This is a genomic window from Chryseobacterium sp. PET-29, from assembly GCF_025736815.1.
GTDB lineage: Bacteria > Bacteroidota > Bacteroidia > Flavobacteriales > Weeksellaceae > Chryseobacterium > Chryseobacterium nepalense.
Genome location: NZ_CP107053.1, coordinates 1,118,468 through 1,140,145, shown reverse-complemented (window position 1 = coordinate 1,140,145; position 21,678 = coordinate 1,118,468). Strand labels below are relative to the sequence as shown.

Sequence of the window (21,678 nt, the reverse complement as noted above, 5' to 3'; positions counted from 1 at the left end):
TTATATTTAACTGAATTGTTCTAATGTATTCTTGATTCTCTTCATTGCTTCAATGAGGTCTTCTTCAGAAGCTGCATAAGAAAATCTAATGCATTCCGGGCTCCCGAATGACACTCCGCCTACACAACCAACATGGGCGTTTTCGAGAAGGAACATGGCAAAATCGTCAGAGTCTTTAATTTCTGTTCCGTTTAATGTTTTTCCTATATAAAATGAGATGTCCGGAAAGAAATAAAAAGCAGCTTTTGGAAGTACCACTTTGAATCCGGGAATTTGTTTAATTAAATCATACACAAGATCTCTTCTTTTTCTGAAAGCGTCAATCATATACTGATATTCCGAAGGATCTGTTTTTAATGCGGTAATGGAAGCTCGCTGTGCTACCGTGTTGGCTCCGCTCGTCATCTGTCCCTGAATTTTTTCACAGGCTTTTGCCAGCCATTCCGGACATGCGGAATACCCGATCCGCCATCCTGTCATTGCGAAAGCTTTTGACATCCCGTTGATAACGGCTGTCTGCTCATATACTTCAGGAAACTGAGCAATCGAAGTGGTTTTCGTTTCGTAATTGATATATTCGTAGATCTCATCCGAGATTACTGTGACATGAGGATATTTTGCGATAACTCTCGCTATGGATTTCAACTCATCATAGGTATAATATCCACCTGATGGATTACATGGTGAACTGAAAAGCACCGCATTGGTCTTCTCAGTAATGGCTTCTTCCAGCTGTTCGGCTGTAATCTTAAAATCCGTTACATAGGAAGTGGGAAGCATCACTGAAGTTCCGCCCATCATTTTTACCATTTCGTCATAGCTTACCCAGTAAGGGTTTGGAAGGATCACTTCGTCACCGTCATTTAGCAAAGCGGCCAAAACATTTAAAATAGACTGTTTTGCGCCGTTTGACACACAAATTTGTGACGGTTTGTATTCTAATTCATTGTCTCTTTTCAGTTTGTGGACAATTGCTTCCCGAAGTTCCAAAAATCCGGGAACAGGAGAGTAGTGACTGTAATTCTGGTTAATGGCATCGAAAGCTGCCTGTTTGATATTATCCGGAACATCAAAATCCGGTTCACCTAAAGTAAGGCTGATAACGTCTATTCCGCCGGCCTTCATTTCCCGTGCCTTATTGGACATAACAAAAGTCTGTGAGTAACCAAGTCGTTTTACTCTGTCTGAAAGTTTCTCCATTTAATAATTTCTAATTTAACAAATATATAATAAAAAGTATTTTATGGAAAATTAAAATATAAGTAAACTTTTTTGTCCGGCTGAAAGTTTATCACTATGTTTGTAGTTATTCGATTGGATTCTGATTCCTAAAATATTAATAATGTATAAATTACTCTTTCTGCTCATTGTTTCTTTTGTTTCGGCTCAGCAGTACCGTTTTACGTATTCTTACCAGATGAAACCTGATGCAGGTAAAAAAGATTCTGTGATTACCGATTATATGAATCTTGATACAGATGGCATGAAATCTTATTTTTATAATACCGCCAAGTATGAAAGAGATTCTTCCTACGCTGTTACAAGAAATTTCGGTGATTTACTTCAGGCAAAATCTTATGATCAGAATTTAAGCTATATTGTAGAAAAGGATTATACAAAAAAGGAGATAAATTTTTATGATCAATTTAAAACCGTACATCTTGTAATTCAGGAAAGCGATGTTCCGAAATGGAAGATCGAAAAGGAATTTATGAAGATAAAAGGTATCAGCTGCCAGAAAGCCACCGCGCGTTATAAAGGAAGAGTCTGGGAAGCATGGTTCAGTAAAGAGTATCCCATCAACGATGGTCCGTATAAATTTTCAGGCCTTCCCGGAATTGTTGTCAGCATTAAAGATTCTGAAAACGATCACGTTTTCAATTTAATTCAGATTAAGAAGATTAACAAAATTTTTTCACTGCTTCCAAAATCTGTAAAAAAGATGACCTTTACGGAATATAAAAAAATAATGCGTGGTTATATTTTTAATAGTGAAGATATTGAAAATATGAGTGTTAATAAGCAGGAAGGCAGGGTTGATCTTCAGCTTAAGGACGGATATATTGCAAGGATCGGAACGGATGAAATGAAGAAGATGAAGAAGATGGATGAAGAAATGACAAAAAGGTTACGAAGAACCAATAATAATATTGAAAGAGAATAACTCTAAAAAAGTAATATCTGAGAATCTTTAGTTAATGTTATTTGAATAAAGTTTATAAAAACTTATTTTTGCTTTTTATAATATTTTACATGTCTACAACGTTACTACTAAAATACTTTCCGGATCTTACAGAAAAACAGATTGAACAATTCGGTAAACTGGAAAATCTTTATCATGAATGGAACGAAAAAATTAATGTAATTTCCAGGAAAGATATGGAATCACTCTATGAGAAGCACATTTTGCATTCTCTGGGGATTGCCAAAGTAATGGAGTTTGCTCCCGGAACCAGGGTTTTGGATATCGGAACAGGCGGCGGTTTCCCCGGAATTCCACTGGCGATTTTGTTTCCGGAAACAGAATTTACTTTAATTGATTCTATCGGAAAGAAAATAACTGTTGTACAAGCAGTTGCGGAAGGTGTAGGACTGCAGAATGTGAATGCCGTTCACGGAAGGGCAGAAAAGCTGAAGGAGAAATTTCATTTTGTGGTAAGCCGTGCGGTAACCCAGATGCCGGAATTTCTGAAATGGCTGAAAGGCAAATTTGAAAAGGAACAATTTAATCCCAAGCATAACGGAATTTTATATTTAAAAGGTGGAGATCTTGCGGAAGAGCTCGCCGGAATCAAATGTGAAATTTTCAATCTTAAAAACTATTTTGATGAAGAATTTTTTGATACGAAAAGAGTGGTTTACGTGTCAAAAGGCAATTTCAATTCTTAAATTTTAACATATTTTAGGAATAATTTTTGCTCAAAATATACTGATAATCAAAATTTGTTGTTATGAAAAAGCTTCTGTTTTTTGTGCTGATTTTAGGATTGTCCATTACTTCCTGTGATGATGACGACGATTATCAGACGATTGAATCTATCGATAAAATTAAAATAGACAGCGTAAAAATAGTGAATGACACGATGGATGTTTTCAGTATTCAGAGCATTAAAACGTATTCTACCTATCCGTCTCATTGTGAGGGATTTTATGGCTACGATTATGTTCATAACGACAATCTTACCAGAACGGTTACCGCTTATAAATATATAACCAGCGGACCTTGTACCCAAGCCACGTACACTTCTGCCAACCAGATAAATTTCAGTCCTCGTAAAACGGGTATTTATACTTTTAAATTCTGGAACGGAGGTAATAACTGGATCACCAAGACAATTGTAGTTGAGTAAATAAATGAAATGGATTTTTTTAGCCTGTTTTCTGATTTCCAATGTATTATTCAGTCAGAAAATCTATTGGAATGAAAATGTAAAGTTAGACTGGAGTAACTTTAAAAGTAAAATAAATAACCAGAGAGGAACCAATGTAGTCGCCTATACCAATTGCGGCTGGATTTATTCCTATGTAAAATCATCAAATCCGCAAGCACCGATTAAAATAGAAATCAATACGGTTTTTAACGAAGATAAATCATGGAAAGATGTTAAAAGGATTAACGATTATGTGCTTCTTCATGAACAAAAACATTTTGATGTAGCCGAAGTATACGCACGTAAACTTCGCAAAGAAGTGGCGGAAAATATAAAAACATCCTCGGATTTCGACAGGCATTTTAAAACAATTTATAACAGAATTCTCAAGGAATATCAGGATTTCCAGCGACAATACGACAGTGAAACAAAAAACGGAATTCTTGAAGACAAACAATCGGAATATAATCGTATTATTGCTGAAGGATTAGAAAATTACAAAAGCTATAAATCGTCTTGAAATTCCTGAATAAAATCATTGATGAACTTCTTGGGCAAAACACGGATCTGTCCGGGTTTAATGTCATTCTACCCGGAAAACGGCCTATTGTCTTTATACGTCAGATTTTAAAAGAAAGAAATTACTCCGGTTTTTTACCCAATTTTTTTACGATTGAAGAACTCATTCATCGTATTGCCGATACACAGGAAATTCAGGGAATTTCACTCTGGCTTTTTGCTTTTGATGTTTATAAAAGCCTTAATCTTATTCCGAATGACGATTTTTCAGAATTTCTGAAATGGTTTCCTACTTTGCAGAAGGATTGGGACGACATGATGAAATTCTCAGAGAGCGACCAGGCGGTGCTGCACTACATGTTTGATGAAGAAAGAATAAAAGACTGGGCGCAAAATCTTGGTGATGAAGACGATGTTCCCAGAAAGAAATTCCTCAATTTCTGGAAAAATATGAATGTTTTTCTTCCGGTATTAAAGAAAAAATTGCTGGAAAAAAACTGGGCAACCTCAGGAATGATTCATGAGACGGCAAGAAAGCACATTGATGAGTATTCTAAAAATACAAAAGAAGAATTTGTCTTTTGCGGTTTCAATGCATTTACTCCGGTAGAGGAAAAACTGGTGAGAAGCCTTCTGCAATGGAATAAAGCACAGTGTTTCTTTCAGGCAGACAGATACTATTTTGATGATGAAAGACAGGAAGCAGGAAAGTTCCTCAGAGATCATAAAACATGGAAAGAGTTTAATGACAGTCGTGTTTTTAAATGGATTGAGGACGATTTTAACCAGCCCAAAAATATAAAAGTGTATGAAGTTTCCGGAAATATTACCCAAACCAAGATTTTACCGGAAATTTTTAAAGAAATTGACAATAAAACCTATTCGAATACAGCTGTAGTCTTGCTGGATGAAAATCTTCTGCCTGCAAGCCTTGATGTGATGTATGGGATTCAGAACCTGAATATTACGATGGGCTTTCCGTTGAAAAACCTTTCTTTTTCAAATGCGGTCAAACAGCTTTTTTATCTTCAGAAGCAACTGGAAAAAAATAAATCTTCTTATTATTACCGCGATATTTTTCCTATTCTTGAAGAACTGCCGAAATCTGCTGAAGATGAATTGGTTATCAATAATTTTAAAACTAAAATTGAGGAAAGAAATATCGTCTATATTTCTAAAAAACTTCTGAATGAACTGCTGAGCAGTCTTTCCTACTTTAATTTACTCCAGAAAGCAAACTCTACCAACGATTATCTTGATGCACTGATTGCTTTCTGCCAGGAAATAAAATGGCTTGACATTGATGATATTCAGTATGAGAATGTTTCCCATTTTGAGAATGCGTTCAGGATTATTAAAAATCAGCTTTCTCCGTATCTGTTTGAGATAAAAATGGAGACACTGGAAATCCTGATCAATCAGCATATTAATTCAGAAAGCATTGATTTTCAGGGAGAACCTTTACGAGGACTTCAGATCATGGGACTTCTGGAAACGCGTCTTCTCAACTTTGAAAATGTTATTTTACTTTCCGTGAATGAGGGAAAACTTCCACTTGGAAATTCGCAGAATACCTATATTCCTTTTGATGTAAGAAAGTTCTTTGACCTTCATACCTTTTTAGAAAACGACAGTATTTATGCCTATCATTTTTACCGGCTTATTCAGGATTCTAAGAATGTTCACCTGTTGTTTAATGCATTAAGTTCGGGTGTAAATACCGGAGAAAAAAGCAGATTTATTACGCAGATCGAAATGGAAAGCTCCCATGAAATTGAACATCTTATTATAGAGAATTCTTCGGAGCCTATCATTACACAGCCCATTGAAATCAAGAAAACGGATATCGTTCTGGAAAGACTGGCAAAATGGAAATCAAAAGTTTCGGCATCGCACCTTACCAGTTACCTGTATAACCCTATTGATTTTTATCTTTCAAAAATTCTTAACACCTCTGAAACAGATGAGATTGAAGAAGAACTTTCTGTGAAAAACTATGGAAATCTTGTTCATTACTCACTTCAAGAAGTTTATGAGGCTTTAAAAGGTAAAGTATTAAAAGAAAATGATTTAAAGAATTCAATTAAAGCAATAGATCATTATATAGAAATTGCTATTGACAAACTGAAACACCAGCCGGAATTTTATGAAAAAGGAATGAATTTTATTCATCGGGCAATTGCTAAAAAAGTAATCGAAACAATTCTGACGTATGATCTAGAGCTAGTGAAAAGTGGAAATTCATTAGAAATTATTGATATTGAAAAACGCTTTGAAGGAGTAGATTTTTATTTAAATGAAAACGATAAAATCTCTTTTTTTGGTTTTATAGACCGAATCGACAGGCTCAACGGAACGCTTAGAATTATAGATTATAAAACAGCTAAAATCAAAAATCTCGTTGTAAAAATCGATGAAGATAAAATTGATGAATATTTCCATAACAGTGACCGAAAGCAGGCTTTGCAGCTTTGCATTTATCAATATGTGGTTGAAAATCTCCCCGAGTTCTGGGGAATGCCTGTAGAAACAGGAATCTGGAGTTTTGCCGAAGCTAAAAAAGGAGTAGTTTCTCTTCAGTTTGAGAAAGGAAATATTGAGGATGCTATGAAATCCGTAAAGAGCCTGATTGAAGAAATCCTGAATCCTAATATTAATTTTATTGAAGAAATTAAGACGTATTCAAATTAAAAAAAGGTGGCTGAGATTATCGAAGCCACCTTTTTTGATTATTTAAAATGCGTTTATTCCGGTAATATCAAGACCTGTAATAAGAAGGTGTACATCATGAGTTCCTTCATAAGTTATTACAGATTCCAGGTTCGCAGCATGCCTCATCATTGGGAATTCTCCCATGATTCCCATTCCTCCTAAAATCTGTCGGGATTCTCTTGCAATATCAAGGGCCATTTTCACATTGTTTCTTTTCGCCATTGAAATCTGTGCCGGGGTAGCTTTATGCTCATTTTTAAGAGTCCCCAACTGCAGGCAAAGTAACTGAGCTTTCGTGATTTCCGTTAAAAATTCTGCTAATTTTTTTTGTTGCAGCTGATAAGAACCGATTGGTTTCCCGAACTGCTTTCTTTCTTTAGAGTATTGAACTGCAGTACAGTAACAATCAATAGCAGCACCGATGACACCCCATGAAATACCATATCTCGCTGAATTTAAACAAGATAAAGGTCCTTTCAATCCGGTAACTCCCGGAAGTAAATTTTCTTTTGGAACTTTCACATTATTGAAAACAAGTTCTCCTGTTTTGGAGGCTCTCAAACTCCATTTATTGTGGGTTTCCGGAGTAGTAAAACCGTCCATTCCTCTTTCAACAATCAATCCCTGTACTTTGCCTTCTTCATTTTTAGCCCAAACTACAGCAATATCGCACAATGGCGAATTGGTAATCCACATTTTGGCACCATTTAAAAGATAATGATCTCCCATATCTTTAAAGTTGGTTTCCATAGAACCGGGATCAGAGCCGTGGTTAGGCTCGGTAAGACCGAAGGATCCGATCATTTCTCCGGCTGCGAGTTTAGGTAAATATTTTTTCTTCTGCTCTTCAGAACCGAATTCATTGATAGGAAACATTACCAGCGAACTTTGTACGGAAGCCGCAGAACGCACGGCAGAATCACCTCTTTCAAGCTCCTGCATAATCAGCCCGTAGGAAATCTGATCCAGTCCGGAACCACCGTATTCGACAGGAATATAAGGTCCTAAAGCTCCGATCTGTCCCAATTCTTTCATCAGGTTCGGGATATCGGTGTGGTTTTGTGCAGCATGATCAATCTGTGGCATTACAAAACTTTCTACCCAATCTCTTACAGACTGGCGGATAAGTTTGTGTTCTTCGGTAAGTAAGGAATCAATCCCGTAATAATCGGGAATGCTTGTAAGGGAATAATATGACATTATATTTTAATTTTCCTAAAAATAAGACTTTTAACTATTTCAGAGAAATTTTTTTGAATGTCTTTTTATAAGCTGATTTTTAATAGTTTATGTTGATGTATCGGTTTAAAAACAATAAATCAGTTTTCCTCTTCTTCGTTTGAAATAGGGTATTGATTGGTAGGATTGTAAATTCTGTTTTTAAATTTGTATAAATAGGGCGCTTTATTAGCAGATCCGTCATACAGTTTTTCAAGCCTGTCTAAAATATTTAAGCTTAAGATTTTGCGCTGAAAGTTATTTCTTCTGAATTTCTGTCCTAAAATTGTTTCATACAGGCACTGAAGATCTTTCATGGTGAATTTTTCGGGAAGAAGGTTACTTGCTGCCACTTCCGTATTGATATTCATTCTTAAATATTCCAGTCCGGTTTCAATAATTCTGTCGTGATCGAAAGCCATTTTAGGTAAGTTGTTGACTTCAAACCATTCGCAGGTTTCATTGAAAGCATCGGGAAAAGTATTTGCAATAGAAAAATCGATAAGGCTGCAGTAGCCCACTGTGATAAATCTCTGGAAAATCCAGTGGTCTTTCGGAACTTCAATACCTTTATTTTTTAACAGGATCTGATGCACATTATTCTCTGTTCTGTCGATTCTTCCAAACGTGTGAAACTGTTTCAGAAAAATATCCTTAAGATGCGTTCTTTCATGTAAAACTCTTTCTGCCGCTTCGCGAAGATCTTCATCATTGAATACAAAACCTCCCGGAAGAGACCACAAATCAAGATCATGGTATTTTAAAAGCAAAACCTTAAGAATATTGTTATGAAAACCGAATATGGTGCAGTCGACAGATACGTGTGCTACAAAATCTTTTGTATCAATAAGTTCCCGGAGTGTTTCCTTATTTTTTTCGGTATTCATTTTCATGGTGGTAAAAATAAAATTATTTTCTAAATTTCTTTATCTGCAAATCTAAAATAAATTAAACTAATTATAAATATCACAATAACAGCAGATAAGATATACAGCGGATAGAAAGACAGCAGTTCGTTTCCGAATAAAAGGGCCATAATAATAGAACTTACAGAACTTCCTAAAGACGAAAAAATAACAATAAGCGATGTAAAAAGGTTTGCTCTGGATTTATCTATCCTTGCAATCATTTTTGAATTGATAACAGGGTAGAGCGGGGCTAGAAATAATCCTATTACAGGAAACAGGAACAAAAGCGCCCTTGAATCTTCGGTATCAAAAAACTGTATTCCTATGATGATGATCAGTACCATTATGATAAGCGATATACAAAAAATATAATATCTTGACAGTGAAAATCTGTGAATGATATTTGCCGTAATTGTTCTTCCCAAATAAGAAAATAGTGCTAAAAATGATGAAGCCTGCAATGCAAAAAAAGAATTGACTTTCAAATGTTTCTTATAGAAAGAAGGCAGCCAGGAATTAAAACTCTGTTCAAGAAATACGGTAGAAAAAATAACCGCCAAAAATATGATTAATATCGGATTAAAAATTTCCGCAAGATCTTTTATAATATTATCTTTCCTTATTCTTTCCGGCTCTGAAACGGGAAGTTTTGAAAATAAAAAGATCGTAACAGCACATAGCAGGGAAACTGATAAAAATCCGAATTTCCAGAATTGTGAATACTGACTGGAAATAAGCCATCCGAAACCTGTATTCACCACAAAAATTCCTATCATAAAAGACGCCTCTACGCTGTTCATGGTTTTGGCGAGTGCTTTTTCTTCTGAAATATTATTCCTGATAATCCCGAAAACACATATTTTGCCAATCGCAAAACAGGCCCCGATGATTGCAAACCACAGCCGGTAAAACCAAAATACTTCCACAAATGGTAAAATAAGTGAACAGATCCCAACAATTGTTAAAGCCAGAATGAGTGATTTTTTCGTTCCGAATCTGCTGATAAAATTTACTGCAAAAAGTGAAATAAATGCAATCGGAAGATCCTTGAATGATTCTAAGAAACCAAGTTTTTCATAGGTAACTTTTGCCTCTGAAAGCTGGAGGATAACGATACCCATACAATTCAGCACCATCGAAAAAATTAGAAAAGTAAGTCGCAGCGGAAGTGAAATTTTTGAAAGTTTGGTTGTCATTTTGGGGACGGTTATCATTAAAATTTTAACAAAAATCAGCTTTTTAAAGATAAAAATTATGCCTTTAAACCCCCAAAAATAAACGAAAAATTAAAATAATTATTAATAAAATGTTAAATAAAAGAAAAAAAATATATTTTTATTGTCTCAATTTGAGAATTAAAAAACTAACTGTATATGAATGTAAGAATATCTAGAAGTTTGGGAATGGTTGCAGTGCTTTATTTTACTGCCAATTTCAATGCCCAGAACACAAAGAATGACACCCTCGAGAAAGAGCAGAAAATCGAAGAGGTTGTAATGATCGGTTATGGAACTCAGAAGAAGAGTAATGTTACCGGTGCTATTTCAAGTATCAAGGCAAGTGATATCGAAAATATTCCTGCCGGAAAACCTGAGCAGGTACTTCAGGGTAGAGCTGCAGGGGTAAATGTAATCACCAATTCAGGACAGCCTGGATCATCAGCTACGATTCGGGTAAGAGGTATTACCAGTTATTATTCCAATAACGATCCTTTGTGGGTGGTAGACGGTATTGTTGTGGATGGTATCGGATGGCTGAATCAATCTGACATTGAAAGCATGGAAGTACTGAAAGACGGTGCATCTTCTGCCATTTACGGGGTTTCAGCTGCAAGAGGAGTTATTCTTGTAACAACCAAAAAAGGAAGAAGAGGAAGACTAAATCTTTCGTATAATGGTTCTTACGGTACGGCAAGGGCATCACGCAAGCTGGACCTTTTAGATGCAACACAGTATGCAACAATCCTGAATGAAGCTTATGTAAACGGAGGGCAAAACCCTGTATTCCAGAATCCACAATCATTGGGTGGCGGAACAGATTGGCAGAATGTCATTTTTGGTACAGGAGAAAGATCAAACCACGAAGTAAGCATCAGCGGAGGAAATGAAAAATCTACATTCTACGGTTCATTCGGATATTTTGATCAGACCGGGATTGTTTTAAGTGACATTTCTTATTACAAAAGATTAACAGGACGTTTAAATTCAACACATAAATTAACAGACTGGTTGACGGTAGGACAGACCTTTGCCTATACGCATACAAAGTCTCAGGGAATTAATTCCAACGGTGAATTCGGAGGGCCTTTAAGCTCTGCCGTAAATTTGGATCCTACAACACCCGTAGTTGTAACAGATCCTGCTGTAGCCAACAGCAACACCTATTCAAATCCAAATATTGTAAGAGATCCTTATGGAAATCCTTACGGTATTTCAACATTGGTGGGACAGGAAATGTCTAATCCGCTTGCTTTCAGATATACGCAATTAGGAAATTCAGGATGGTCTGATGATTTCATCGCCAATATTTTTGCAGAAGTGAAGTTTTTAAAAGATTTTACATTTAAATCATCAATCAATGGTAAAAAAGCATACTGGGGCAACCAGAGCTTTACACCGCTTTTTTATCTAAACCCTAACTACAGTAATCTAAATTTTAACAGCTTAAGCAGAACTACCCAGCAAAAACTGGAGTGGAGTTTTGAAAATACATTAAACTGGCAGAAGAGATTCGGAGAGCATAACCTTAATGTTTTGGCGGGTACCGGATATTACGAATATAATATCGGATTCGGACAAACAGTGACGCACACCAATCTTCCTATCAGCAGTTATGAAGATGCATCTTTTAATTATTTTATTCCTCAGGATCAAAAGAATGTTAATGCATGGGATTACATCAATACTCACAAAGCATCTTATTTTGGTAGAGTTGTATATGATTATGCAAATAAATATTTATTCACCGGAACCATAAGACGTGACGGATCATCTAAATTCGGGTCAAATAATCATTGGGGGACATTCCCTGCATTCTCTTTGGGTTGGAATGTAGATAAAGAAAATTTCTGGCCAGAAAATAAAATTGTCAATACCTTAAAATTACGCGGAGGATACGGGGTATTAGGAAATGATGGTATCGGCGATTTCCTTTTTGCAAACTTTTATGTACCGGGAGCGAATTATACCAATGGAAACAATGTAATTATGCCGGGATATATCCCAAATACACTTGCAAATCCTGATCTGAAATGGGAATCAACATCACAGCTTAACGTTGCGGCGGATATTAAATTCCTGAATAACTTTAATTTAACGGTTGATTATTATAAAAAGAAAACTTCAGATATCTTAAGACAGGTTCAGATCCCGGGATATGTGGGAGTAACGGTTGCGCCTACGGCCAATATTGGTGACATGGAAAACGAAGGGGTAGAAGTTGAGTTAGGATACAAAAAAAACTGGACAGATTTTGGTGTTTCTGTTAACGGAAACTTTGCATACCTTAAAAACACGGTTACAAGTTTGGAATCCGGAAGATTATATATCGACGGACCAGGCTTCCAGTCTATGGGACCTGTTTCCAGAATTCAGGTAGGAGAATCATACGGTTCCTTCTATGGATATAAAACATTAGGAATTTTCCAAAATCAGGATCAGATTAATGCATACAGAAACGCAGGCGGCCAATTGATCCTTCCTGATGCGAAACCTGGAGATTTCATCTGGGCAGATACCAATGGTGATGGGAAAATAACTGATCTGGATAAAGTAAATTTAGGAAATTCGGTTCCGAAATATACCTTCGGTATGACGGTTAATATGAATTATAAAAACTGGGATTTAATGGTATTTGCACAAGGACAGGCTGGTAATAAGATTTTCCAGGGACTTAGACGTCTTGATATCTTAAATGCCAACTACCAGACTGCTATCTTAGATCGATGGACGGGTGAAGGGACATCCAACACCACACCAAGAGTAACAACTAATGACACCAACCATAACTATACATGGATGTCCGATTACTATCTGCAAAAAGGAGATTATGTAAGGGTAAAATTAGTTCAGGTAGGATATACTCTTCCACAGACAATGACGCAAAACTTCGGAGTAAGCAAACTGCGTTTTTATATAACTGCGGAAAATCTTTTCACATTTACAAAGTATACAGGATATGATCCTGAAATTGCTGCGGGTGACAGCTTTGGTATTGACAGGGCATACTATCCACAGGCAAAGACTTTCCTTTTTGGAGCAAATATCACATTCTAAATTTTACTGACAATGAAAAATAAAATATATAAAATAAGTATAGCAGCATCATTATTAATAGGGACAGGGCTTATCAATGTTGCCTGTACTACCGATAATCTTGAAGATGTAAAAAACCTGGGTGCATTCGATACCAATAATTTTTTCAGAAATGAACAGGAATGTTTCTTTGCTCTTGTAGGAGCATATGATCCTGTAAGAAAATATGCCGGAGGATTTGAAAATATGGTTACTTTTTTCAACGCAGGTTCCGATGATTTCTACGCCGGAGGAGGAAGTGCCACAGACGGGGCAGGAATTCAGGGATTATCAAACTATCAGCTGAATCCTAATACAATGCCTGCAAGCTATTGGAGAGATTACTATCAGGGTGTTTCAAGAACAAATGTCTTGATTGAAAAGGTTCCTCTGGCAAATATGAGTGATGCCATTAAAAAAAGATTTGTAGCAGAATCCAAAACGTTAAGGGCATTATATTATTTCGAACTGGTGAGAATGTTTGGTAATATTCCGTTGATTCTTAATGAAATTAAAGCTAATGACGATTATTATAATATTCCTCAGGCAGCAAAAACGGCAGTTTACGCACAGATAGAGGCAGATTTGGTTGCTGCTATTCCGGATCTTCCAATGACTGTTTCGGGAGATCAGAGAGGAAGATTTACGCAGGGTGCAGCCAGAGCTTTACTTGGAAAAGTATACTTATATGAGAATAAAAAAACGGAGGCAGCAGCTCAATTTGCTGAAGTAAACGGAACTCCGGGAGGAACAAGCCAGTACGGGTACAAATTAGTATCGGACTTTGCCAGCCTTTGGGTAACCGATAATAAATTCACGTCAGAATCTATTTTCGAAGTGATGCATACCAATAAAGGAAACTCGGACTGGGGCTTCTGGGGACAGGGAAATGATGAAGGAAACTCTATTAATATTATGGTTGCACCAAGAGGATACAGCAAATCTGCAACAACAGCTCCGGATGTAGTTGCCGGCTGGGCATTCAATCCTGTTACACCGGATCTGTATAATTTCATGCTGGGGGATCCGAGAATGGGTGCTACTATATTAAATGTAAAACAGTTGAAACAGGAAGGTAAAGCAGATTATTCACCTGCTTACATGGATTCAGGATACTTCCTTAATAAGTTTATGCCTACAAAAGATGAAGTGACTACATTACCCGGAGCTTCAGAGCTAAATTACCGCCAGAACTACATCTATATCAGATTAGCAGATACTTACCTAATGGAAGCTGAAGCACTTAACGGAACGGGAGCAAGAGCACAGGCTCTTCTTGATGCAGTAAGAGCAAGAGTAGGGCTGTCTTCAGTACCGGTAACTTTACAGGCGGTAAAAGATGAAAGAAGAAGAGAACTTGCAGGAGAAGGACACAGATGGTTTGATCTGGTAAGATGGGGAGAAGCATCTTCTAAATTAGGTTCAAGAGGATTTATCACAGGTAAAAATGAAATCCTTCCAATTCCTTATACAGAGCTTACAGGAACAATCCTAAAACAAAATCCTGGATATTAATTTAAAAATTATATAAAAATGACAACTAAATATATTTGTAAATCATTCTTATTAGGAGCTGCAGCCTTATTTCTTGCAAGCTGTACACCGGATACTTTGGATGATAACGGAAACGGACTTACTCAAGGCAGTGTGGATGCATCTTTTAAGGTATCTAAAACAGCTGAAAACAGATACAGACTTACAACAAATGCCAATAACTATATTACCACAAAATGGAATATAGATGATGAAGGATACAACATAGGAAAAAACATTCAGGATATTTTTCTTCCGGATAAAGGAACTTATGTAATACAGCATCAGGCATATGGTATAGGTGGTACCCTTGCAGGTACGGCCAGCCAGACAATTACCGTTCCTGCAGATGATCCTGTGGCCGGAAACATTATTCAGGGCGGAAGATTTGATTCAGCGGATGATGTTTCAAAATGGACGATACATCCCATAAGTGCTTCGGGGGCTCAATGGATAATGGGAAATGGTACGGGCGTAGCAACTATCGTAGCGAACGGCGGAAATCAGCAGGCAATCTATCAGGCTGTGAATGTCGTTGCAGGGCAGAAATATGCCATCGATATGGTAGCATCATCCAACTCTGCTCTGGTAGATACGTGGTTTGAGGTGTATATGTTGAACAGCATTCCTCCTGCGGGACAGGACGTAAGCGGAAAAGTGTACAGAAATATTAATACATGGGACGGATGCGGAAAATCGGCTTTTAAAGGAAGAGTTTCGTCAATAGGATGTAACGGTGACAAAAACGGAGGAATATACACAGCAACAACAACGGGAACAGTTTATCTTGTTATTAAATGCGGAGGAACTACAGTCAACGGTCTGAGTATTGATAAGGTTGAACTAAGAAGAACACAATAAACTTTTCCAAAAATTTGATATGAACTCACAATATTCATATAGTTTCTTATTCAGAAGTGCTGCACTTTGCGGTGTAGCGCTTCTTTCTTTTTTAAACTGTAGCAGCACATCTTCGGATCTGGCAAATAATAATGATAACTCCGGGAACAACGGAGGGGGAGGTGCCACGGGAGATCCTGTACAGGTATGGCTTACCAAAGGAGACCAGTCTGTAAAATTACAACAACAGAGTACCGCCTACTTTTCAGGAAATCAAAACTCGGGAACAACCATTGAAGTTGATGCTTCACAGGTATTCCAGACTGTTGATGGTTTTGGGTACACCTTAACCGGGGGAAGTGTGCAGGTGATCAATCAGCTGAATGCTGCTAAAAAGCAGGAGCTTCTAAACGATTTATTCAGCAGCTCGGGAATCGGAATCAGCTATTTAAGAATCAGCATCGGCGCTTCAGACCTTAACAGTGAAGTTTTTTCCTATGATGATATGCCGACAGGACAGACAGATCCTACATTGGCACAGTTTAGCCTTACGAAAGACCAGGCAGTTATTCAGATGTTAAAAGATATTCTGGTAATTAATCCGAATATTAAAATATTGGCTACTCCATGGTCGCCACCGGTTTGGATGAAAGATAACGGAAACAGCATGGGAGGAAGTTTAAAACCTGAATTTTATGGGGTATATGCACAATATTTCGTGAAATATATTCAGGCAATGCAGGCCCAGGGAATCAGGATTGATGCCATAACTCCTCAGAACGAACCTCTACACCCGGGTAATAATCCCAGCATGTACATGAGTGCGGGAGATCAGGCAACTTTCATTAAAAACAATTTGGGCCCGGCATTCCAGGCTGCAAATATTACAACAAAGATCATTGCTTACGATCACAACTGTGATAATCCGGCTTATCCTTTATCCATATTGAATGATGCTGCAGCAAATCCTTATGTAGACGGATCTGCATTTCATTTATATGCCGGAGATATTTCAGCATTGGGAACCGTTCACAATTTATTTCCTAATAAAAATGTCTATTTTACAGAACAGTGGACAAGCTCCACAGGAAATTTCGGCGGAGATTTGGATTGGCACACAAAAAACATTATTATTGGATCTATGAGAAACTGGAGCAGGACAGCTTTGGAATGGAATGTAGCCAATGATGCATCATTCGGGCCTCATACACCGGGTGGTTGTACGCAGTGTAAAGGTGCGGTTACCATTACCGGATCTGCAGCGTATGATAAAAATGTTGCCTATTATATTATTGCTCATGCCTCGAAATTTGTTCCTGCAAATTCTCAGAGAATTGAATCTACACAAGGGGATAACCTCTCAACCGTAGCTTTCAAAACTCCGGCAGGAAAAACGGTTTTAATTGTTCAGAACGGCAATTCAACGGATAAAGCATTTAATATTAAATATAATCAGAAAACGGCCCCTGTTACCATTTCAGGAAGCTCAACGGCGACCTATATTTTTTAAGTTTAATATGATTATCTGAAATTTGTAAAGAATAAAAACTTTGTGTCTTTATAAGTAGAAAAAGCATTTAGTTTAAAAATCTTTGCGGTTTTGCGTTAAAACAAACAGCAAAAAACAGATAGTCAAAAATAATTATAAATGAAAAGAGTTTATTTCTTATTGGCAATTACAGCCTTTGGAATGAATGCATTCGGGCAAAAGACCATTGATCAGAAAGTTTCTGAACTGTTATCTAAAATGACGCTGGAAGAAAAAGTTGGCCAATTGGTTCAGTACAGTGGTTTTGAATACGCAACGGGGCCTCAGAATTCCAATTCTGCAAGTGTTTTAAACGAAATAAAACAAGGTAAAGTCGGTTCTATGCTCAATGTAGCCGGAGCCGGTGAAACCAGGAAGTTTCAGGCATTAGCTTTACAGTCAAGGTTAAAAATTCCTTTATTGTTCGGGCAGGATGTTATTCATGGGTACAGAACAACGTTTCCTGTAAATTTAGGTCAGGCAGCAAGCTGGGATTTAGCATTAATTGAAAAATCAGAAAGAATTGCAGCAACGGAAGCTTCCGCATACGGAATTCACTGGACTTTTGCACCCATGGTAGACATTGCCAGAGATCCGAGATGGGGAAGGGTGATGGAAGGTTCCGGAGAAGATACCTATTTGGGAACGCAGATCGGCTTGGCAAGAATCCATGGTTTTCAAGGAAAAGGTCTTGGAAATCTTGATGCCATCATGGCCTGTGCGAAACATTTTGCGGCTTACGGAGCAGCAGTGGGTGGAAGAGATTATAATTCGGTAGATATGAGCTTGAGACAGCTGAATGAAACGTATTTACCTCCTTTCAAGGCTGCAGCAGAAGCCGGGGTTGCCACGTTTATGAACTCTTTTAATGATATTAACGGAATTCCTGCTACAGCCAACAAATATATTTTAAGAGATTTATTAAAAGGATCGTGGAATTTTAAAGGTTTTGTTGTATCAGATTGGGGAAGTATCGGAGAAATGGTTCCTCACGGTTACGCTAAAGACAATAAAGAAGCTGCGGAAAGAGCTATTCTTGCAGGAAGCGATATGGATATGGAAAGCCGTGCTTACATGGCGGAACTTCCAAAACTGGTTCAGGAAGGAAAAGTGGATCCAAAGTTTATTGATGATGCTGCGAGAAGGATTTTGGTTAAAAAATTCGAGATGGGATTATTTGATGATCCTTACCGTTTCAGCGACGAAAAAAGACAAAAGGAGCAGACGAATAATCAGGAAAACCGGAAATTCGGAAGAGAATTCGGTTCAAAAAGTATTGTCTTACTGAAAAATGAAAAAAATATTCTTCCGCTTTCAAGATCAACAAAAACCATTGCTTTAATCGGGCCTTTCGGAAAAGAAACTTCTGCCAATCACGGATTCTGGTCGGTGGCATTTAAAGATGATAACCAAAGAATTGTAACGCAGTTTGACGGAATTAAAAATCAATTGGATAAAAATTCAACCTTATTATACGCAAAAGGCGCCAATGCTGATGATCAGGACCGATCAATGTTTGCAGAGGCAGTGGAAACTGCGAAAAAAGCGGACGTTGTCATTATGACATTAGGTGAAGGCCATGCGATGAGTGGTGAAGCAAAAAGCCGAAGCAATATTCATTTTTCAGGAGTTCAGGAAGAACTTTTAAAAGAAGTTACCAAAACCGGGAAACCGATTGTCTTAATGATCAATGCGGGCAGACCTTTGGTTTTTGATTGGGCAGCAGACAATATTCCTACAATCTTATACACCTGGTGGCTGGGTACGGAAGCCGGCAATTCTATTGCAGACGTACTTTTCGGAACCGTAAATCCAGGAGGAAAACTTCCAATGACTTTCCCAAGAACAGAAGGACAGATTCCCGTGTATTATAATCATTATAACACCGGAAGACCTGCAAAAAACAATACCGACAGAAATTATGTTTCGGCATATATTGATCTGGATAATGATCCAAAATTTCCATTTGGTTATGGTTTAAGCTATACACAGTTTAAATATGCTGATATGAATTTAAGTTCTACGAACCTTAAAGGAAATCAGACTTTAAAAATCAGTGTCAACATCAGCAACAATGGGAGGTATGATGGCGAAGAAGTGGTTCAGCTGTATATCAGAGATCTGTTTGGAAAAGTGGTACGACCTGTAAAAGAGCTGAAAGGATTCCAGAAAGTTTTTATTAAAAAAGGAGAGACCAAAACCGTCAGTTTTACTTTGACTCCGGAAGATCTTAAATTCTATGATGATGAATTAAATTTTGACTGGGAAGGCGGCGAATTTGATATTATGGTAGGAACAAATTCACGGGATGTTCAGACGAAAAGAATTAATTGGTTAAAATAATACTATAGTTTACTTACTAAGAGCGGGATAAAACCCGCTTTTGGCAGTATAAAACTGAATGTTTTTACAAAATCATACTATGAAAATTACGTTTCAATATATATTTAATTTTATTATCGGGGGAACGCTCGCTTTTACTATGGTAAATTGTACGGCTAACAAATATCCCGGTAAAAAGCTGGTCTGGTCGGATGAGTTTAATTATAAAGGTCTGCCGGATTCCACCAAGTGGAATTATGATGTTGGCGGACATGGTTTCGGAAACGAGGAATCTCAGTTTTATACCAAAAACCGACTGGAAAATGCAAGGGTAGAAAAAGGAAATCTCATCATTGAAGCTAAAAAAGAAAATTGGGAAGAAAGCAAATATACTTCTGCAAGACTTCTTACAAAAGGAAAGTTCTCATTTGAATACGGAACCGTTGAAGTAAGAGCCAAACTTCCGAAAGGCCGCGGCACTTGGCCCGCAATCTGGATGATGAGCGAAAAAATGAAAACCTGGCCGGACGACGGTGAGCTGGATATTATGGAACATGTAGGTTATAATCAGGGATTTATCCATGCATCGGCACACACCAAAAATTACAATCACAAGATCAATACTCAGAAAACCGATACGATCTTTGTAAAAGATGTCAGCGAAAAATTTCATGTCTATAAAGCAAACTGGACTCCGGAAAAAATTGAAGTATACGTAGATGATAAAAAGTTTTTCACCTACGAAAACAAAGAAAAGACCTACGGCGCATGGCCTTTTGACCAGCCTTACTTTCTGATTCTGAATGTTGCGGTAGGAGGATTTTGGGGTGGATTAAAAGGTATTGATGATACCGTTTTCCCTCAAAAATTTGAAATCGATTACGTAAGGGTATATCAGGATAAATAAATTCTTCAGTGAAAAGATTTCTCAGAATTTAAAAGTGAATAGATAAAGAAGAAGAAATAAATGAAAAAGCTAATTGTAAGTTGTTTTGTGATAGGAATTGCCTGTAATATAAATGCACAGAGCTACTGGAAGAAGAATGCGGGAAAATCGGCAAAAGTTATTTTTACCCATTCTGAAACCAACGAAAAAATGGTTGATAAGGGAATGGTGAAGTTTGAAAAAATGCCTCAGCCTAAAGAAACGGATGCCTGTATTTTCGTGGATCCTGATTTCAGATATCAGAAATTAATAGGAATCGGAGGAGCAATTACGGATGCATCCGCTGAGACGCTGTACAAACTTCCAAAGAATAAGCAGAAAGAAATTCTGGAAGCATATTATGGAAAAAACGGACTTGGTTACACTGTAGTTCGTGCCAATATGAATTCATGTGATTTCTCAAGCGATTCTTATACTTACGTGCAGGATAACGACAATGCGTTGAAAACTTTTACCGTGGCACATGACGAGAAATATAAAATTCCGATGATTAAGGAAGCTCAGAAAATGATCGGTAAGGATTTCACTTTTTATTTTTCACCATGGAGCCCGCCGGCGTGGATGAAATCCAACAAAAGTATGCTGAAAGGAGGAAGGCTTGAAAATGCTTTTTACCAGAGCTGGGCAGATTATTATATTAAATTCATCAAAGAATACGAAAAGAGAGGCATCAATGTTTGGGGATTAACAGTGCAGAATGAGCCTATGGCTACACAGACCTGGGAATCATGCATTTACACGGCAGAAGAGGAAGGCGAATTCCTTAAAAATAATCTGGGACCGACACTCTGGAAAAACGGCTATAAAGATAAAAAAGTGATGATCTGGGATCATAACCGTGACCTGATCTACCAAAGAGCAACTACCACGCTAAGCGATCCCGAAACTTCAAAATACGCTTCAGGAATCGGATATCACTGGTATGAAACCTGGAACAACAAAACGCAGCTTTTTGATAATCTTTCTGAAACACATAAGGCTTTTCCGGATAAATTTCTTGCCTTTACGGAAGGCTGTAAGGAACAGTTTGACCTATCTAAAATCGATGATGTGAAACTGGGCGAACTCTACGGAAGAAATATGCTGAACGACTTCAACAAAGGAACAGCTTTATGGACAGACTGGAATGTTCTCCTGGATGAAACAGGTGGCCCGAACCATGTCGGTAATTTCTGTTTTGCTCCTATCATTGCAGATACCAAAACCGGTGAAGTTCATTATACTTACGAGTATTATTATATCGGTCATGTTTCTAAATTCATAAAGCCAAATGCACAGCGCATCGGAACCTCATCGAATCGTGCGGCACTTACTTCCACAACATTTATGAATGAAAACGGACAGCTGGTAACGGTAATCATGAACGACTCCGATACTGATATTGACACCAATCTCTGGATTGAAGGAATGGCAGCAAAACTATCTGCTCCGGCACATTCTATACAAACCGTAATTTTATAAAACTCTTCATATTAACATTATTTTTAAA

Annotated in this window: 16 protein-coding genes; 12 read left to right on the top strand and 4 right to left on the bottom strand. The window is 37.4% G+C overall.

Going from position 1 to position 21,678, the window contains the following annotated elements; translation table 11 throughout:
• Nucleotides 1–6: 6 nt before the first annotated feature.
• The gene (locus ODE14_RS05045) at nucleotides 7–1,200 is read right to left on the bottom strand and encodes a pyridoxal phosphate-dependent aminotransferase (protein WP_263603199.1); all 1,194 of its coding nucleotides are present in this window, start codon (nucleotides 1,198–1,200) and stop codon (nucleotides 7–9) included.
• A gap of 142 nt (nucleotides 1,201–1,342) precedes the next feature.
• Here ODE14_RS05045 and ODE14_RS05040 point away from each other — a divergent pair, with 142 nt between their 5' ends.
• The 5 genes from ODE14_RS05040 to ODE14_RS05020 all read left to right on the top strand — a co-directional run bounded on the left by ODE14_RS05040 (nucleotide 1,343) and on the right by ODE14_RS05020 (nucleotide 6,581).
• On the top strand, nucleotides 1,343–2,164 hold the full coding sequence (locus ODE14_RS05040) for a GLPGLI family protein (protein WP_263603198.1): 822 nt from the start codon (nucleotides 1,343–1,345) through the stop codon (nucleotides 2,162–2,164).
• 89 nt (nucleotides 2,165–2,253) lie between these two features.
• On the top strand, nucleotides 2,254–2,889 hold the full coding sequence (gene rsmG, locus ODE14_RS05035; RefSeq protein ID WP_263603197.1) for a 16S rRNA (guanine(527)-N(7))-methyltransferase RsmG: 636 nt from the start codon (nucleotides 2,254–2,256) through the stop codon (nucleotides 2,887–2,889).
• A gap of 62 nt (nucleotides 2,890–2,951) precedes the next feature.
• The gene (locus ODE14_RS05030) at nucleotides 2,952–3,350 is read left to right on the top strand and encodes a hypothetical protein (protein ID WP_248393184.1); all 399 of its coding nucleotides are present in this window, start codon (nucleotides 2,952–2,954) and stop codon (nucleotides 3,348–3,350) included.
• Between the two features lie 4 nt (nucleotides 3,351–3,354).
• Nucleotides 3,355–3,891 (top strand): DUF922 domain-containing protein, encoded by a 537-nt coding sequence (locus tag ODE14_RS05025; RefSeq protein WP_263603196.1) that lies wholly within the window; start codon nucleotides 3,355–3,357, stop codon nucleotides 3,889–3,891.
• Complete coding sequence (locus tag ODE14_RS05020) at nucleotides 3,888–6,581, top strand: PD-(D/E)XK nuclease family protein (protein WP_263603195.1); 2,694 nt, start codon at nucleotides 3,888–3,890, stop codon at nucleotides 6,579–6,581. Before ODE14_RS05025 ends, ODE14_RS05020 begins: the two co-directional genes overlap by 4 nt.
• A gap of 42 nt (nucleotides 6,582–6,623) precedes the next feature.
• On the opposite strand, the gene ODE14_RS05015 is transcribed toward ODE14_RS05020, so the two are convergent.
• The 3 genes from ODE14_RS05015 to ODE14_RS05005 all read right to left on the bottom strand — a co-directional run bounded on the left by ODE14_RS05015 (nucleotide 6,624) and on the right by ODE14_RS05005 (nucleotide 9,924).
• A complete protein-coding gene (locus tag ODE14_RS05015) occupies nucleotides 6,624–7,802 on the bottom strand; it encodes an acyl-CoA dehydrogenase family protein (protein WP_263603194.1) in 1,179 nt (392 codons plus the stop codon).
• Between the two features lie 119 nt (nucleotides 7,803–7,921).
• A complete protein-coding gene (locus tag ODE14_RS05010; protein ID WP_248393204.1) occupies nucleotides 7,922–8,707 on the bottom strand; it encodes an NUDIX hydrolase in 786 nt (261 codons plus the stop codon).
• 29 nt (nucleotides 8,708–8,736) lie between these two features.
• Nucleotides 8,737–9,924 carry an MFS transporter gene (locus ODE14_RS05005; protein WP_248393207.1) on the bottom strand — a complete coding sequence of 396 codons (1,188 nt, stop codon included), beginning with the start codon at nucleotides 9,922–9,924 and terminating at the stop codon, nucleotides 8,737–8,739.
• Nucleotides 9,925–10,101: 177 nt separating this feature from the next.
• On the opposite strand from ODE14_RS05005, the gene ODE14_RS05000 reads away from it, so the two are divergent.
• The 7 genes from ODE14_RS05000 to ODE14_RS04970 all read left to right on the top strand — a co-directional run bounded on the left by ODE14_RS05000 (nucleotide 10,102) and on the right by ODE14_RS04970 (nucleotide 21,650).
• On the top strand, nucleotides 10,102–13,002 hold the full coding sequence (locus ODE14_RS05000; protein ID WP_263603193.1) for a SusC/RagA family TonB-linked outer membrane protein: 2,901 nt from the start codon (nucleotides 10,102–10,104) through the stop codon (nucleotides 13,000–13,002).
• Between the two features lie 12 nt (nucleotides 13,003–13,014).
• The gene (locus ODE14_RS04995) at nucleotides 13,015–14,535 is read left to right on the top strand and encodes a RagB/SusD family nutrient uptake outer membrane protein (protein WP_263603192.1); all 1,521 of its coding nucleotides are present in this window, start codon (nucleotides 13,015–13,017) and stop codon (nucleotides 14,533–14,535) included.
• Nucleotides 14,536–14,553: 18 nt separating this feature from the next.
• Nucleotides 14,554–15,414, top strand: coding sequence for a hypothetical protein (locus ODE14_RS04990; RefSeq protein ID WP_263603191.1), 861 nt, complete (start codon nucleotides 14,554–14,556; stop codon nucleotides 15,412–15,414).
• A 19-nt stretch (nucleotides 15,415–15,433) separates the two neighbouring features.
• A complete protein-coding gene (locus tag ODE14_RS04985) occupies nucleotides 15,434–16,903 on the top strand; it encodes a glycoside hydrolase family 30 protein (RefSeq protein WP_263603190.1) in 1,470 nt (489 codons plus the stop codon).
• A 138-nt stretch (nucleotides 16,904–17,041) separates the two neighbouring features.
• A complete protein-coding gene (gene bglX, locus ODE14_RS04980; protein ID WP_263603189.1) occupies nucleotides 17,042–19,264 on the top strand; it encodes a beta-glucosidase BglX in 2,223 nt (740 codons plus the stop codon).
• A gap of 79 nt (nucleotides 19,265–19,343) precedes the next feature.
• A complete protein-coding gene (locus ODE14_RS04975; protein WP_169230433.1) occupies nucleotides 19,344–20,150 on the top strand; it encodes a family 16 glycosylhydrolase in 807 nt (268 codons plus the stop codon).
• Nucleotides 20,151–20,210: 60 nt separating this feature from the next.
• The gene (locus ODE14_RS04970; protein ID WP_263603188.1) at nucleotides 20,211–21,650 is read left to right on the top strand and encodes a glycoside hydrolase family 30 protein; all 1,440 of its coding nucleotides are present in this window, start codon (nucleotides 20,211–20,213) and stop codon (nucleotides 21,648–21,650) included.
• Nucleotides 21,651–21,678 lie beyond the last annotated feature (28 nt).

Bases quoted from the DNA above. Each gene is read 5' to 3' on its own strand.
- ODE14_RS04995 (WP_263603192.1), top strand. From the start codon at position 13,015: ATGAAAAATAAAATATATAAAATAAGTATAGCAGCATCATTATTAATA.
- ODE14_RS05025 (WP_263603196.1), top strand. From the start codon at position 3,355: ATGAAATGGATTTTTTTAGCCTGTTTTCTGATTTCCAATGTATTATTC.
- ODE14_RS04970 (WP_263603188.1), top strand. From the start codon at position 20,211: ATGAAAAAGCTAATTGTAAGTTGTTTTGTGATAGGAATTGCCTGTAAT.
- bglX (WP_263603189.1), top strand. From the start codon at position 17,042: ATGAAAAGAGTTTATTTCTTATTGGCAATTACAGCCTTTGGAATGAAT.
- ODE14_RS05040 (WP_263603198.1), top strand. From the start codon at position 1,343: ATGTATAAATTACTCTTTCTGCTCATTGTTTCTTTTGTTTCGGCTCAG.
- ODE14_RS05000 (WP_263603193.1), top strand. From the start codon at position 10,102: ATGAATGTAAGAATATCTAGAAGTTTGGGAATGGTTGCAGTGCTTTAT.
- ODE14_RS05010 (WP_248393204.1), bottom strand. From the start codon at position 8,707: ATGAATACCGAAAAAAATAAGGAAACACTCCGGGAACTTATTGATACA.
- ODE14_RS05005 (WP_248393207.1), bottom strand. From the start codon at position 9,924: ATGACAACCAAACTTTCAAAAATTTCACTTCCGCTGCGACTTACTTTT.
- rsmG (WP_263603197.1), top strand. From the start codon at position 2,254: ATGTCTACAACGTTACTACTAAAATACTTTCCGGATCTTACAGAAAAA.
- ODE14_RS04975 (WP_169230433.1), top strand. From the start codon at position 19,344: ATGAAAATTACGTTTCAATATATATTTAATTTTATTATCGGGGGAACG.
- ODE14_RS05015 (WP_263603194.1), bottom strand. From the start codon at position 7,802: ATGTCATATTATTCCCTTACAAGCATTCCCGATTATTACGGGATTGAT.
- ODE14_RS04985 (WP_263603190.1), top strand. From the start codon at position 15,434: ATGAACTCACAATATTCATATAGTTTCTTATTCAGAAGTGCTGCACTT.
- ODE14_RS05045 (WP_263603199.1), bottom strand. From the start codon at position 1,200: ATGGAGAAACTTTCAGACAGAGTAAAACGACTTGGTTACTCACAGACT.
- ODE14_RS04990 (WP_263603191.1), top strand. From the start codon at position 14,554: ATGACAACTAAATATATTTGTAAATCATTCTTATTAGGAGCTGCAGCC.
- ODE14_RS05030 (WP_248393184.1), top strand. From the start codon at position 2,952: ATGAAAAAGCTTCTGTTTTTTGTGCTGATTTTAGGATTGTCCATTACT.